This is a genomic window from Candidatus Neoehrlichia procyonis str. RAC413 (assembly GCF_000964795.1).
Lineage (GTDB): Bacteria > Pseudomonadota > Alphaproteobacteria > Rickettsiales > Anaplasmataceae > Neoehrlichia > Neoehrlichia procyonis.
Window position 1 is genome coordinate 749685 of the sequence record NZ_LANX01000001.1, and the last position, 17013, is coordinate 766697.

The following is a 17013-nucleotide window of genomic DNA, read 5'->3' on the forward strand; positions in this document are numbered from 1 at the left end:
TACTACTCTTAAAAAGATACATGCAAATATTTTCATCAAAATTTTTATTGTAAGTTAATTGAAGAATTAGTAAAGATCTTCATAACAGATATAATAGAACACTTATAACATACCATTGGAGTAAGCAATCACAATTTTAATATATCCTTGTATATAGGTTATATTCAACTTACTTTTTATTAAACAATACAAATAAGATAATTTTTAATCACTAAAAACACAACTATAAATCTATATTTCACAGCATAAAAATATTGTTCTTTGCTCTTTATTATTGAAATATTTGATATATAATGAACACTATATTTGTTATGTTATATATATAAAGTAGCCACTCATTATAAAGTATTATGATTGGCTACCTATATGATAAAGTTAATTCATCATCTATATTATTAAATCAGAAAAATCATTGCTACTTTTTATTTCCGGCATAATACCTATATAACTATACTCATAATTAGGGTTTACGTTAGAATCTTGTTGTACATGCAAATTACTTACTGCCTGTTGAGCAAGTAGCTGATTTTCATGCATGACATTATGATCTTTATTGTCAAAATTATAAGAGAACCTGTGATTATCTATTAATAAATTATCATTATAGCCATTATGACCTACAGTATCACTGGTCATTTTTTTATTTTCAATGGCACTAGCCCCTTCATAAGGTTTTACACGTATATTTTGAAACCTATCAAGATGAAAAGGTAACACTCCTATTTTTCCATCTGTATCATGAAGCAATTGCACCTTTGCAGGATATTGATCATCACTATGTATTCTAAAAAGAACTCCATCATTATACTTATTTAAATTTGCTAAACCTACATCTAACAACGTTACATCTTGTGCTGTCTCATAAGAATGTACAAACGTAGAATCTATATACTTATAATTACCTATATCTACAGGCATTCCTTCAGGATTTTCTTCTCCATCAGAAGTACACAATACTAATCTTTTTTGTCCATCTGATATTGTTGTCAATTTCATATGAGTAATAGCATCAGGTAGTTGATAAAACTTACCTGCCACTTTATCAATAATAAAGAAGATTAACGTATTAACAACATTACCATCACTATCAGTAGTGTGCTTAGGTGTAATAGAAAAAGAAAGGCTTTTTTGATACTCATTTTCAGAATTCGTTTTACCGTCTTGATAAGTAGATTGACTACTTACCTGTAATGCGGTACCCGACTGTTGATCACTAACCCCTGAATTATCAGTCTTTTGTTGTACACTATCTTGAATATTGGCGTCCTGCTTATAGTCATTTAGCTTCTTCTCCCTATAAGCTTCCTCATTAGCTTTTCTCTGCTTTTCCTGCATATATGCATTATTTTCTTCCATATGTTGGTATCCATCAGTGTTTTTGTCAATTCTATGGCGAGCTGAAGAATAATTACTATAACCTGTATCTTCATGACCTGTCTCTCCAACAAACCTTAAAGTAACAATACCATCATCATCTTTATGTAAATCTACCTCTTGATAATGTACAGAAGCAAGAAAATCTGTATAGCTATAATTTAGGTCTGCAGAAATCATCACATCCCCTTCAAATTTATCAAATCTATTAGATAGCATACCTATTTCTCTATCATCATGTAGTAGTTTTACTTTTGTATAATACTTCTGATAAGGCACATTTCTTATTATCTCGCCCGCATCATTCCTCATGATTGAATAGTCGTCCACATCATACTGTACTTTAAACAAAGTTCCATCAACATATTTATCAAAATTTATCAATCCTATATTAACATGTTCATGTGAATAATCTTCCTTTACATATTCATGAGCAAAGATAGGATCTATATACCTATAATTACCTATATCTACAGGCATTCCTTTAGGATTCTCATTACCATCTGAAGTCGAAGGCACTAGCACCCTTTCATTATTAATAGTTACCAATTTTAAATGAGTAACACTTCCAGGAAGTTGAAAAAATTTACCTGCAACATGATCATGAATAAATAACGCTGACTGATCTATCATACCATTTTCATCAACCATTTCTTCAGAAATATAAAATCCTATACTTTTAAGCTTTACCAATACTTCATCACCTTTAGTTACCTGTGCAAAATGTGTATCATCATCTGTTCTATCAGTACCTTTATTATCAGCTATATCCCCCTTTCTAATAAGATATTTTTCAGAATCACGATAATTTGCACGATCTTCATAATCATCAATTTTTACATTTTTCGATACAATTAAATTATTAACATCATTTATGTTACGAATATCAGGTTTAAAAAATTTATTTGCCTCTATAAAAACTACCTTATCACTTCCTATTTTGCTGTTATCTAAAATACTAAGCTCCTTTTTACCATATTGATCCATTGTTACTGCAATAGCTACTTGATCAAACTTTGAAATAGATATACTATGTGTAATATCATATGCTTGAAATTGTGTAATTTCATTATTATTGCTTAGAACATACTGAGCAAATGTTCCACATTCTGTCAATATTTCCCCTACCTTATTATCATTCATATAAATCGATACTGCGCTGATATTACCATCACCATCACTTTTCATAGAAAATATTTCATCTGGATTTCTAGATATCAATAGATCAATATCTATCCCATTAGCACCTCTAATCTGATGTGTATCTATATATGTAAAGTTAACTAGTATTTTTCTTAGATTAGCATCAGAATCATTCTCACAATGTAGAATATTACTTATTTTTTTATCCACAGCCTTTATATACTCCATATCTGCAGCTTTTACTTCATCAACATTATCAGAACGCTGAACCTTTCTAAATATATCAAACTCTTTCTTGAATTCACTATCGTATTTACTAATAATTCTTCCTATTGATATTTTATAGTCCAAAGATTCAGTATATAAATTACCTTGTTCATCACAACATACATACTTATTCTTCCCGTCAAATTGTGCTAATTTTATAAAATGATATTCTTCACGTATATTCATGGTATCATAAGTATTAGCATTCTCTATTCTTAATGTACTACCTATAGAATAAACTTTTACAGGAGAAAAACTTCCAACATCATTACCTAAATAATCTTTAATATTAGCATCAAAATATTTTATATTTTGTACCTCGTTATTAATTATAACATTACCAGTACCTATAAAATCACCTTTCTCAACTTTCAGAATGTTGTATTTTTCAAAAAACCCCTTAGTTATATTATCTTTCATCCAGTGATTAAATTCTTCGCTATAATTTTTTATATCAAAATCATAATATCCATGCTTTTTTAGACTAGCAAAATATTCTCCAAGTTCTGATGGATGACGATCTTGCATAAACTTTACAAGCACGTACCCTAAATCATACTTTAATCCATTGTATTCATGAAGTGTGATGTTATCTTTTAAACTATTTGCTTTACTAGATTCACTGCTAATAACATCCATTATCGCATCTAGGTCTAATACCTTCAAGTTATGTCTTTCATGTAAAATATTTACAATACTATCTATTTTTTCCATAGTATCAAATCTTACAATACCATTATCATCTTCGTTAACATCGTATTTACCACTTTTTGCATTTTGAATATATTCAGAAATACCTTCTAACAATATGCTATTTAAATATGATTGATCTGTTGCTTCCCATGTTAAAATATGAGCAATTTCATGTTGTAAATTTAAAATACTACTTCCAGATTTAAACACATATGAAGTATAAGCTTGTTGACCATGATGACCTTCATGCCATGCAATACCTCCTGCCAAAGGATTCAAATGCACATGATAAGCATCTGTTTTATTGCGAAATTGATCAGAATTTTCAAAAACAAACATATTAATATCCTTTACCGACTTTGAATCCGCTAAAGGAAATTTATCATGAAAAAACTTCACTGCATCTTGTACTTCAAGTTCTGCTCTTGCTCTATATGACTCACTCATTGGAATTGTAGAAAAAAGATTAACCCTTAACCCTAACTGTGTCATTAAACCATTTTGGACCGTATATTTGTAATCAAATTCTTGCTTCTCTAAAGTGTTATGATCAGAGACACATTCCCCATGAATATCGTCGTTATTATTAACTAAGTTATTGTATAAAGGCAGTCCTGCTACTTTGTTCTCATTATCTCGTACGCCTTTTATGTGTATTATATTGGTATTTTTCATAAATTTACCTTGACTTAAAAATGAGCTGCGAAATAAATCATAAAACTTACAGCAAGTCAATAAAAAAATTAATAAATTTCCAATATAAATTAATAATAATAAATGAAATATTAAGTAAATCTTATCTTAAATCAAGGTATCTGTTAATAACTACACATACAATAAAATTACTCTCCTATGGCCATCATCAAAAATAATATCCAATAGATATTTTAAAATATAATTACACAAAACAATAATTATAAAATTATACAAAAAATAAATACAATACGGTAGCCAGGCTTATACAATAAATAACATTAAACTATTTTAACATCATATATAAATAAATAGCATAAACACTGCTATTATCCTATAGATAAAGTAAAAACTGTGCTATACATAACAGACAAAAGTAACCTATAATAAATATAATAATTTTCGATATCTAATAAAGCACAAACACATGATACGACATTAAATTCAGGTACTCTCTTTAACCTCATATCTATGTTATAGTAAAAATCTCCATATAAACACTATTAACTATTTCTTAATATTTTATACATATTATCCCTGATTTCTAATCTCAGGTAATACAATGAATACATTCAATCCCTATACTAAAAAACTAATGCAAATAGAAATGGGCAATTACCTTAATAACAAAAATAACTATGAGGCGTATGTTACAGACCATAACAATAATTCCCTTACTTTTCCTACTTCATACTATTCTTATAAAAAAAATACAAACACACTATTTTATACTGATTTTAATAATAGTTATGCCTTAAGAATACCTCCCAACTATCAATTCTTAAAAGTAATACAAAATAATAATACGTACTCATTATCATTATGTGACATTAATGGTAAAACATTTAACAAAGAAGATCTTATTCAAACATCCAATGAAGAGCAAGATTTAGAAATAAAGCCTTCAACAAATAACCCATCTAATATCCCTGACAATATTAATATTGCAAATATTATACCAATATTAAAACAAAATATTAATTTAGAAGAGTACTATAATCAAAATAGAGAAAATCTCCCATCTTTTTTTCTTAGTAAACTCAACAATTCTACAGAAACTTCCGTACATATTTTTAAGTTACCTCTATACAATGAACAAAATCATCTTGATCCTAGTCAATCTATAGGTATACTTAATAATGAAGCTGCTTTTTTTGCACGTGACAATAATACACATGCTAAAGATTATCCATACTATTTTCGATACATTAATGCAGATTTTCAATATATTGATGAAGATAACGACCCGCTTTTAAAAATATATGCTCCACCATACGTAGATGCAAACTTATTACTTACAGCAGAGAATGCCGCTTTAATGGATAATCCTATTTATCTAATTGTAGATAATGGTCAATTTTACTTTTCTAATGAGCAGGAAGGCAATACAATCATAGATGATGAATTTGCTATTAAAATACTAAAACAAGTTAATTTAATAGAGTCACCAATTCAAGATCATGACAATATACAAATACAAGGAAAATTTACATTCAAAATAACAAAGGGAAAAGAAATTGACAATTATTATCATGGCACAGTAAGTAAAGTAAATATAGCACTAGAAAACACAGAAATTCCTCTAACTTCTTTTTATGATACTGATCATATATTTTTCAATGGATTATACTTTTGTCATTTAAGAGAAGATAATTCAAAAATCATGGACATTAGTTTTGATAAGCAACTTGATGCCAATGTAGTTATAAAAAAATTAATTCTTCTTGATCCTATATATGTAACATCATCAAATAATAATCATGATGCTGAGTCATATTTATTAATAAATAATACAAAAATATCAAATATTGAACCTTTGACAACGCTATTATCAAATAATTTAAAAACGTACTTACCTCCAAATTATTCATCAACAAATGACCAACTATATTATAATACACCTAACAACAATATAATTAACAACTTATCTAACAATACATCCAATAGCACATTAGAAAACAACACACTTAATGATATGCTCTCATCCACTAATAACACTAATCTTCAATCTAATAGTATAACACATGCACATTACAATAACCAAAATGTACAGAACAATACTGAAAGTAATTATAATCCTACACTAATAACCAACAATATGACAACAGAACAGTCACATACTTTTAAAGATCATGCAAATGAAGAAAAGCATTATAATATAACATCAAACACAATAAATCATCATAATAAAGATACTCATAACATATTATTAGGTAAACGCCTTGATAACAATTCACATGAGCTAATAATAAAAGCAAGTTATGACGAAATAAGTACTTTTTATACCAATGCTATAAATAAATATGAAAAACAAGAATACACATATAATGATGTTATGACGTTATTTAACTACATAGTGAAAAACCTACCATGTGAAAATGAAGGATCTATCATTAAGGACTCTCATATAGATAGTAATAACCATATCTTTATCAACAACAACGATTTTGGTAGCATTAGCAACCTGGAGACAATGTTTTGCCCTATAGTATAATTTTTACTTAAATACACAAAACAAATTTTAATTTTTGCATTATAGTAAAGATAGAAAATACCTATTTTTAATTACCCACATTACATTAATAATAAGCACATAGTGAATTAATTTTTTAATAGTATAAATATAAAATAAAAACAGCATTATGTACTTAGAACATAATGTGCAACAGTAAAATTCAATGCTTAATCATAAACAAACTAACTTTTTACAATAAAAAGTAACAATCCTAACTAAAACGTGGAGGTAAGCGGAGTCGAACCGCTGACCTTCTGCGTGCAAAGCAGACGCTCTACCAGCTAAGCTATACCCCCAACACAAACTTGCATACTACAAGCTATCATAAGCAAATTACGAATTCAAGAAAAATATATAAAAACAAAAGCGAAGTTGCTATATATTCCTTCTATTAATAATCTTAGTTACAATATCACTAAAATCATTAGTATCATTAAAGTTCATATATACAGATGCAAATCTTATATATGCAACTTTATCTAAAGAAAAAATATTATCCATAACCATTTTTCCAATAATATGTGTTGAAACAAAACTTTCTTTTGACGCTTCTAACTGATAAAATATATTATTCACCACCATATTTATTTGATCATGACTAATAGGACGTTTTTTTGTAGCTATCAAAATAGAAGACAGTAATTTTTGCTTACTAAACACTTCAACACTACCATTCTTCTTGATTACCTTTATTGGTTTAAGAAGCAATTCTTCTATAGTTGTAAATCTAGCATTACATACATTACATGTTCTACGCCTTCTTATAATCATATCATCATCTGAAGGTCTTGAGTCTCTAACATTAGTATGAATATTATTGCAAAATGGACATTTCATATATTTAAACCCAGACCTTTAAGACATAACCCCTTAATTTAACAGCAATACCTTTATTAATCCATCGCAATTGTACTTGAACAGATAGTGCTAAAATGCTCCCATTAATATAATATTTTTACTTTAGAATATCAAAATACAACACAAATTACTTACACACATACTCAATATATAAATCTAGTAATAAACAATAGTAACAAAACAAGCTTTATACAAATCCTGCCTTTGTATTTTTTATATTTGTACAGTAATTACCATACATTGCACTTTAATTATATACTACAGTACCAGATGTACCTATGTAAATAATTATTGCTTGCTTAGTAAACAATACTTACTATAAGAAGCTAAAAACAAAACTTTTATAATATACAAACAGATTCAACCCTTAATCCATCATATTTAATAAATAAAACAACAAATGACAAAATATTTACAAATAATAAATAGAAAATAAGCCACCAAAATTTTTTGCTTTACTATTGCTTACTACATAAAAATCATATCCTATACAGAACCACAACATTAAAACAGCATTATTCCATAAATAAATTCGCATTAATTTGGCTAAATAAACAAGATCTCTTCATAAAATAAGCCTTATACTACATACTATAAGACACCAAATAAAATATAAAATTATAAATTTTAAAATGCAAATTCCTATTTCAAGTGTGCAATATACTACTATAGTGAAAATTATACTATCTTCTCAATAAAAGACTTTCTACAAATTTTTTTAACATATTTTTATCCACAATAATCAAGTAAAAATTGTATCACTGTATACATGTATTTTACAACTTACCAAGATACACACTCCACATGTTGTCAATATGCCAATTACTAACTTATATTTATAAAAATCACTTTTCAAACTTTTAAATAATCTCTTTAGTAATTGTATTTTATTTTTTCAGCTTTATAATGAGAGCGTAGGTAAGCATCTTTAAAAAAAATATGTTATTTTTTAATAAATTAAGATTTTTTATAAGACGGAAAAAGCAGATTATTGGTACTGATGAATTTGGCAATGTATATTATAAAATTACTGTTAATAATGTTGAAAAGAGATTAGTGCTGTATAACAAAAAAGTAGATCCAACAACAGTTCCAGCAGAATGGCATATTTGGCTGCATTATACTGACTGTAAATATCCTCCATCATTAACAATTTGTAATCATAAGCATTGCCCAAATTTAACTGGCACAAAATATGCTTATCATCCTCACTTTTTTAATATATTATTATAGTACAAGCTAGAGGGTACATTATGTACAAATCTAACCTTATAGAAATTCTTGCAGGCTTTGCTGTATCAATAATTGCAATCGTTATTGGTATCTTTGCTTTTAATACACTACCTTTAAAAAGCAAAATACGTAACAATTGCTATACAATAAAAGCATCTTTTGCAAATGCTAATGGAATAAGCACAGAAAATGATGTAAAATTATCTGGCATTAAAATAGGAACCGTTGCTTCGCTATATTTACAAAAAGACTACAGTCTTATTGTAGAAATGTGTATACAAAAAAATATTTCTCTACCAATTGATAGTTCAGCTTCTATTGCATACGAAAATTTACTAGGAAAAAAATATATTGATATCATTCCTGGATCAAGTGATAATGTAATATTAAACGGAAGTTTTATACACAATACCAATGCAGGATTAGATATAAATATAATACTGGAAAAACTTATAACCTTAGCATTAAAATAAATTGTTTTATGCTTGAGTTATTAAAAAAAGTATTTATTTTTTGTTATACAATTTTATACATTAATAGTAACCATTTACAGTAATATGACAAAATTCATCACAAATATCAGGTTTATTGCCTTCAGTAAAAGTTGTATAAAAGTTCTTTACTATAAGTATAAATATAATACTCAAATGTTCAACAATAATATAAGGATATATCATAATATGCTATTAACAGTACAACGTGGTTCATATTTATGATAACATCAGCTAATTCTGCAGTGTTGTTATCAGTAGGGTTAAAATTTTTCCTTTTAGTTATATTCAGTATAGCATTATATAAGCTGCTAATATACTTAGTAAACTATTATAGTAATAAGTGTAAAAAAAATACTTCCAAAAAAAATAATTCATACACAGGTTATAATAACATGGCAAGTTCTTCATATAAAAGAGCAGCTGTTCCTGTAAAACAAGAAATTCATCCTAGTCGTTCAAAGCGTAATATCTCTAATATTGAATCAGTTTTCCCAGCACACACACAAAAAGGCAAAACAAGATAAGAAATAATAAGCTGGATTTATTAACTCAACCATATACTTAAACTATATCTGTAAAAAATAACTTTTCTTTTATAAAACCTTACTTTTATGTCAGGCTTAATACAATGTAATATCTGACCAAACAATTATAGTCATTTGAATGATGGAAAGTTATTTATGCTATAATCTTATATATTTCAAAGTAATAGTTTTTGCAAAATATAGAAAGTTTCTAGATGTTATGTAAGCATAGTAAAAAACAAAGTATCCCTTTAATATATAATTTTAAAGTAGTAGATTTAAATTTTTAAATAAGCTTATCAAAAATTTTCCTAAGTGTGTTAATCAAATATACAGGATAAAATTAAGAAATAAAACCTTTCAATTATCAGAAATATTTCCCTATATATAGATACATTACGTATCCCACAAATTATCTAAAAATTTTAAATAGTATCAATGTTATTATAAAAATATCAATACATAATACAGTAATAAAAACTATGTATATTCTATTCATCAAACTCTGCATCAATGCTAATGTATAAGAAGCGTATATGCTATTTTTTTAGATAATGAAATTAAAAACATAGGGTAAACACCCATAATCATAATAATCAACATCATGAGCCAAACGCACAACGTCATTACTTTAGGAATTTTAGCAGATAAGTTACTATTAGCACTTTCCACTTCCGTGTTAAAATATAATTTTTCTATTATTCTCCATATATAAATTATGGCTCCTATAGAACCAATAACTAATATCCCTATACCTATCCACATTTTTGACTTTATTACAGCATCAACTATATACCACTTTGCCACAAACCCTAATGTGGGCGGAATACCCAATAAATTCAAAGATAAAATAGTAAATACTACTGCAACTCCTGGCATAATTTTACTAATATTAGTTAATTCACTAACATTCTTAAATCCACAAGAATACACAATGTTACCAATGACCATGAACATTGCAGATTTCACCAAACTATGATTAATAATGAAAATTATAGCTGCTAAAATCCCAGCATGAGTATTAATAGTAATAGCAAAAATTATATATCCTATATTAGCAACACTTGAATAAGCAAAAACCTTTTGCAGACTATTACTATTAATTGCAAGAATTGAAGCAATAACAATTGCACAAAAAGCACAAATTAACAATACATACCCAAAAGGTAAATCCACAAATGTCAAATACGTACCAAAGATACTATACGTAAACCTTATAAGAAGGTACACCATTACTTTTGTTGTAGTTCCAGAAAAAAAAACAGCAATAAAAATGGGAGCATTACTATAAGATTTAATTAACCAACTATGAAATGGAAACAAAGCTATTTTTATAGACAACCCTAAAATTATAAATAATATACCAATGTGCACTGCTTTATTTGCATGTACCCCTTGCAGTGCAATACAAAGATCATGTACGTTTAATACACCAGTTACAGAATACAAAAAACCTATACCTATCAAATAAAATGTTGCTCCTATTGTACCAATAATTAGGTACTCAAACGCTGCTATTAACGATAGTTTATTTCTTCCCATTGCTACTAATACATATGATGAAATTGACGATATTTCTAAAAAAACATAAATATTAAAAACGTCATTTGCTACTAAAATACCTAACAAACCTCCTAAGGAAAGTAAGAATAAAGAATAAAATCCTGGTATTTTACTATTATGTATTTCTTGTTTATTTGGGTTAATACCATAAAATACACTCATAATAGCAATAAAATTAACTAAAACAAGCACAGTAGCACTGAGTAAATCTACCTTAAGCTCTATTCCATAGGAAGATGGCCATCTTCCTACATTATAAAGAATCACACTACCATTATAAACTTGCCAAAATAACATACACGAAATAAATAAAGATATAAATACTGTCCCTATTATTATTACCTGTACAAAATTATTTTTTTTCAATATGGAACATAATACTGCCATAATTAATGGCAAAATAACCTGGAAAACAGGTAAATTATTACTTATTAAATCTATCACACATTTTTCCCAAATTATAAAAGTAGATACTATATATTAATAATTTGCACTAAATAAAATTACCTATAGCAGATCACAAAATTATTAATAGCTAATTTCTCACTCCATCTTATATTCTAATACATCATATAAATCACAACAAGAGAATCAATAGTGACTTTATCATACTTATTTTACATTAACGGACAACAATTAATTTAACATAATTATTCACCATTATTTTACTACAAATTCAAAGCATAAAAATACAATAATATATTTTCTGTATGATAAAAATATATAGGGTAGAAATCATTTTTTATTTCACCACCCCATTAAAAAGTAACTTTAATATTATACAAATTATGTGTTTTTATTAGCTCTTTATCAAAACTATCATTAGTTAACTAACTTTATAAAAAGGCACCATAATATAAACAAAAATTAACTGTTATTCAAAAACACCACTAGCAATGTTAGGACATATCTTACATAATCAATTACAACTCTTAACTATTAAAAAACAGAACATCACTCATATTAATTACAACAAAAACTACAAAATATTAAAATACACTCATCCTAATGATTATCACTGTTAATAAAAAAAACTTTATAATATTAAACATAGTTAGACATTAATATTGTTACTAAGTTAAAACAATATATTCTAGAAAATCACTAACAAACAATTATTTAAATATATTCTTCAGTATTAATAAATTTTACTAGTATCAATACTTTCTTTATGCAACACTCGTAACTTTCTAAAAACACAAAACACAAGCATAACAATTACAACTATTTTAAGTATCCGATACGGATACACATAGCGAGAATATACTGTACCACCATTAATATGTAATGGTAAATATGTATCAATAATTCCCACAGCCATAGAAGGCAGCATTTTCTCGATTCTACCATAACTATCAATAACAGCAGAAATACCGCTATTTGCAGCCCTTATTACCGGAATTCCACCTTCTATGCTTCTCATTCTGCTAAATTCAAAATGCTGATATGGCTGTGAACTAATACCATACCATGAATCATTTGTAATATTAATTAACCACTTTGCATCCTGATATCGTTCAACAACTTCACTAGGAAATATGCATTCATAACAAATCAATGGTGCAAACTTTGGAGTATTATCCAAGGATATAATTGAATTTTCATCAGAGCCAGAAGTAAAATTACCGGTAACAGCACTAGGTATAATCCATGATAAAAGTTTAAAAAAAGGAATATATTCTCCAAAAGGCACTAAATGACGCTTGTCATAATAAGATACTACTTTACCACTCTTATCAACAACAAATAAACTATTATAATATAGTACATTATTACTGTACTTATCAACATGCACCCTTAATCCACCAGCAATAACAAAATCTGTTTCGAGTTTTTTTAGATTATCACAAAATGCTATATTATTTTCAATAACCGGATCAGAAATCGAACTCTCAGGCCATATAGTATACATTATTTTGTATTTACTAAATTTATTCGTTAGACGTAAGTGATTACATAAAATATCTTTATCTCCTAAAAGAATTTTTTTAACATCAATGTTTGCTTGCACTATACGTAAAGAGACATTTTCATCATAAGATTGTTTTGCTTGTAACCGCAATTGTCCATAAAAACCCATACTTACTATTAAAATTAAAGATATAACACAAGCTACTTTATTTTTATCACAAATATAAGCACCAATACTAGCACTACAAAATACTGCTAAAAACACCATACCATAAGTTCCAACAATAGACACAGCTTGTAACATTTCTATTGAAAAAGACCACGCATAAGCAAAAAGATTCCATGGAAATCCAAAAAAGACTTCTAATACCCAATTAGCAATAGTAAACATTAAAGCATAAATTATTACACCAAATAAATTACACTCATCTAACCAGTAGATAACAGCTGCAGATATTGCAAAACTTGAAGATAAAATAAAAGGTATCCCCATTAATGCAAAGGGAACAAGATATCCAAAAAACTCGGGTTTAATCAATAATGGGAAAATTAACCAATATAATCCTGTACAAAAGTATCCAAACCCAAACCACCATCCTACAAGAAAAGCTTGTTTAATATTTTTAACATATTTTAAAATTACATAAAAACCAGAAAAAGAAACAACCATTCCTATAAAATTATAAAATGGCGGCATAGACAAAGTACATATTACTCCAAGTAACATTGATAACGTACGATTATGACTATTATCAAAATAAGGTAACATACTTATATACGTTTATTAATGATTTAAATTATTAGCTACGCTGTAAAATACATAATACAAAAGTATATTGTATTTCAAGGATACTTCAATTAATACTTTGCTCCAGGTTCTTATATCATTTTTAGAATATTATATTATACCTATTTATTGCAATAACATAAATTAAAGTTATAGATTAATGTAAAATACATATTTTTATATAAAAAATTTACACAAACCCACTACGTTATAACCTTGAACAAGCAGCTTTCTTACATATTAACCTAATTACCAATAATATAATTAGCTTAACTAAGAAATTAGTTACAACAGTGGCAACTTTCCAAAAATACAATTATATCAATTAATATAATCGCGAGCTAAATCATACAAGCTATCAATATTAAATGTTATCTTAGGTTGCCATATATAGCCTTGCAAATCCATATCTATATTTACAGCAGATGTCCCACCTGGTGGTACGAAGAAGAATCTACACAATGATATAACTGAAAACTGTACAAATGAAAAATTCGCCGACATAACACCAACTGCATTATCAATTTGAAATTCTATAGAAGAAAAAGCTGTTCCTTTTTTAACATCAGATTTACCACTCACAGCACTGAATAAAGTACTATCATTATACAAAGATACCTTTACTAATGACGCAACATCAGATTTACTGCGAACTGTAAATAAATTTTTGATAAAAAAATTAAAGTTAACGTCACTAATATTAACACCTCTAGCAATAAATTCTATTTTACCATCTAATGCATCTGCCCATTCAACCAAATTCTTACCTTGTGTCTTTAAACTACCGCTAAGGCTAATATTACCCTGTACACCAGTTACATGTAATCCCTGCACTATATGTTGTAACCGCATATTAGATATTGATAACACTGCTGACAATGACGGTATATCGCCCATACCTACATTTCCATTAATCTCAACATTTCCCTCATCTACTTCAAATTTTAATTTTTTAATAGACATCAATCCATCTCTCAGATCTGAAGAAAACAGAAAATCTTTAATACTATTTTTCTGAAAAACTATCTGCTTTACGTTAATATCAATACTACCATCCACATTATCTAATCCAAAAAAATTTATTTTATCACTGGACCACTTAATTTGCATAACTTTATCATTATCTATTAACGCGTTAATTATTTTCGGTAATTTGATAAAGTTACTATCATATTTACTACCTTGTAAACGTAATAATATTTTTGGTCGTACATCATGTGAAGAAATTACAGCCCTCATAAATCCCTGTAAATTAGATCCATATTCATCAGAAAATTGTATTCTTTCTATGCTCATTTTTTTATTAGCAATATTAGCAAAAAAATTTAACTCTTTTACAGTAGTATTGTGTTTTAGCAAAATATCACTAAACCTAACATCCATTTTAACATTATAGCCCAATGTCTTTAGCCACTTTAATGACATTACATTTTCTTCAATGTTAAAATCTCGAATCATATTATAGTAGCCACAATCAAAATCTTTAACATTTATATTTCCAATAACATTTCCCTTATTTCTCCCATACTTGATTTTTAAGTCTCCTTTCATATTTCCAATGTTACTTGTTATCATTTTTATGTTTGTAAGCGAAAATATACGCGGAGCTATATATAAATTACTATGCAGTATAAATTTATTATTTTTACTTTCTTTATGCGCCTCAAATGGCATTAACCACTGTATCAAAACATCCAAATCATCCCCATAAATTTTAATCATTCCATTAAATTTAGAAACTACATTAGAACTAACAGCATCACCATAAACATAAAGTCTATTATTATTTCCGGGAAGCTTTGCTTGAAATTTATTCACACTTATCTTACCATCTAATATAATAATATCAATTAATAAGTCATGAATTATTCTGTTATTATATTTTAAATCTTTTACTGTCGCATTGACTTTTATTTGAGATGAATCAGAAATAAATATATTAAAATGATCCAATATTTGCGATGATTTTCCATACTCGTAATATAAATCACCATTACTAGAAGTTAAACTATCAACATCAATTTTTGTAAGATTAATATCTGTCATACAAGATGAGTAACTATTACACTGAATATTGGCATCACCTTCTATACTTTTTGAAACAATTTTTACATCATTAAAATTAAATTTTGAATCCTCAATTAAAACATTTGCAGATAAATGAAATTTTTCTTGTGAAGTAATAAAAGAAAATATGGAGGTCTTTTTTGTTTCCGAGATATCGTTAATAAATTCTGAAAAATTACTTGATTCAATTGTTAGTAAGCCACTAAATTTGTCTGTATTATCAGCCTTATCATCACTTAACAACGTTAATTTAGTAACATTAGACTTCATAGCTATATTAGCTTTACTAATACGACCTTTTTTGTTCATATACATATAAGAAGTTAGTTGATAATCACTCTTTCCCATTTGCAATAATGCATTAACTATTATCCTGTCCTTTGTAGATTTAATGGTACTATTATAAATAGTAACAACTTTATTATTAAAAGAAGAGCCATCACTACTAGTATTAATAACACTATCAATAATACTAATTGATCTAACACTATTATTACTTTTTAATGACAGAGTATTTTTCAACCCATCGATTGTAGACTTTAACCCATAAGCTGTTATAGATTTAATTTTTGGAGAAAAAGAAATTAGTGATACAAAGGATACGTCTAATTCTAATTTATCAACTAATACAACATCCGCTTTTCCAGACAAATTTGTGTCATACTCCATGTATAAGTTACGTACTATAATTTTTGGAAATATAAAACTACCACTAAATTCACCAACTATTTTTACGCTTGTATTATTTATTTTTTCTAATTGTTTAAATATATAAGGTCCAAAATACACATTCCAATCAATTACAAGAGGCAACGCTAATAAACCTAGTACTAAAACAAAAATAGTACAGCACAAATATACCACAAACTTCATCAATATACCAAAAATGCA

The 17013-nt window shown here is 27.2% G+C and carries 9 protein-coding genes and 1 tRNA gene; 4 read left to right on the top strand and 6 right to left on the bottom strand.

Annotated features, from left to right (window positions below; all coding sequences use genetic code 11):
* Window positions 1-387 precede the first annotated feature (387 nt).
* Entirely contained in the window at window positions 388-4152 is a 3765-nt protein-coding gene (locus NLO413_RS02765; protein ID WP_045808993.1) for a hypothetical protein, read from the bottom strand.
* A 580-nt stretch (window positions 4153-4732) separates the two neighbouring features.
* Between NLO413_RS02765 and NLO413_RS02770 the strand changes: the two genes are divergently transcribed.
* On the top strand, window positions 4733-6664 hold the full coding sequence (locus NLO413_RS02770) for a hypothetical protein (protein WP_045808994.1): 1932 nt from the start codon (window positions 4733-4735) through the stop codon (window positions 6662-6664).
* A 244-nt stretch (window positions 6665-6908) separates the two neighbouring features.
* On the opposite strand, the gene NLO413_RS02775 is transcribed toward NLO413_RS02770, so the two are convergent.
* Together NLO413_RS02775 and nrdR are read right to left on the bottom strand one after the other, a co-directional pair.
* Window positions 6909-6981: transfer RNA gene (locus NLO413_RS02775), tRNA-Ala, on the bottom strand.
* A 79-nt stretch (window positions 6982-7060) separates the two neighbouring features.
* A complete protein-coding gene (gene nrdR / locus NLO413_RS02780; protein ID WP_045808995.1) occupies window positions 7061-7522 on the bottom strand; it encodes a transcriptional regulator NrdR in 462 nt (153 codons plus the stop codon).
* Window positions 7523-8482: 960 nt separating this feature from the next.
* Between nrdR and NLO413_RS02785 the strand changes: the two genes are divergently transcribed.
* From NLO413_RS02785 to NLO413_RS02795, 3 genes are all read left to right on the top strand, one after another.
* A complete protein-coding gene (locus NLO413_RS02785) occupies window positions 8483-8776 on the top strand; it encodes an NADH-ubiquinone oxidoreductase subunit NDUFA12 family protein (protein ID WP_045808996.1) in 294 nt (97 codons plus the stop codon).
* A gap of 20 nt (window positions 8777-8796) precedes the next feature.
* The gene (gene mlaD, locus NLO413_RS02790) at window positions 8797-9249 is read left to right on the top strand and encodes an outer membrane lipid asymmetry maintenance protein MlaD (protein ID WP_045808997.1); all 453 of its coding nucleotides are present in this window, start codon (window positions 8797-8799) and stop codon (window positions 9247-9249) included.
* A 239-nt stretch (window positions 9250-9488) separates the two neighbouring features.
* A complete protein-coding gene (locus tag NLO413_RS02795; protein ID WP_045808998.1) occupies window positions 9489-9794 on the top strand; it encodes a hypothetical protein in 306 nt (101 codons plus the stop codon).
* A gap of 516 nt (window positions 9795-10310) precedes the next feature.
* Here the strand turns inward: NLO413_RS02795 and NLO413_RS02800 are convergent.
* The 3 genes from NLO413_RS02800 to NLO413_RS02810 all read right to left on the bottom strand — a co-directional run bounded on the left by NLO413_RS02800 (window position 10311) and on the right by NLO413_RS02810 (window position 16995).
* On the bottom strand, window positions 10311-11801 hold the full coding sequence (locus NLO413_RS02800) for a proton-conducting transporter transmembrane domain-containing protein (RefSeq protein ID WP_232295910.1): 1491 nt from the start codon (window positions 11799-11801) through the stop codon (window positions 10311-10313).
* A 694-nt stretch (window positions 11802-12495) separates the two neighbouring features.
* Window positions 12496-14037 carry an apolipoprotein N-acyltransferase gene (gene lnt / locus NLO413_RS02805; RefSeq protein WP_052690377.1) on the bottom strand — a complete coding sequence of 514 codons (1542 nt, stop codon included), beginning with the start codon at window positions 14035-14037 and terminating at the stop codon, window positions 12496-12498.
* Between the two features lie 339 nt (window positions 14038-14376).
* Window positions 14377-16995, bottom strand: coding sequence for an AsmA family protein (locus NLO413_RS02810; protein WP_045809000.1), 2619 nt, complete (start codon window positions 16993-16995; stop codon window positions 14377-14379).
* Window positions 16996-17013: the final 18 nt, after the last annotated feature.

Coding starts and splice junctions, on each gene's coding strand:
- NLO413_RS02765 (WP_045808993.1), bottom strand. CDS start 4,152: ATGAAAAATACCAATATAATACACATAAAAGGCGTACGAGATAATGAG.
- NLO413_RS02770 (WP_045808994.1), top strand. CDS start 4,733: ATGAATACATTCAATCCCTATACTAAAAAACTAATGCAAATAGAAATG.
- nrdR (WP_045808995.1), bottom strand. CDS start 7,522: ATGAAATGTCCATTTTGCAATAATATTCATACTAATGTTAGAGACTCA.
- NLO413_RS02785 (WP_045808996.1), top strand. CDS start 8,483: ATGTTATTTTTTAATAAATTAAGATTTTTTATAAGACGGAAAAAGCAG.
- mlaD (WP_045808997.1), top strand. CDS start 8,797: ATGTACAAATCTAACCTTATAGAAATTCTTGCAGGCTTTGCTGTATCA.
- NLO413_RS02795 (WP_045808998.1), top strand. CDS start 9,489: ATGATAACATCAGCTAATTCTGCAGTGTTGTTATCAGTAGGGTTAAAA.
- lnt (WP_052690377.1), bottom strand. CDS start 14,037: ATGTTACCTTATTTTGATAATAGTCATAATCGTACGTTATCAATGTTA.
- NLO413_RS02810 (WP_045809000.1), bottom strand. CDS start 16,995: ATGAAGTTTGTGGTATATTTGTGCTGTACTATTTTTGTTTTAGTACTA.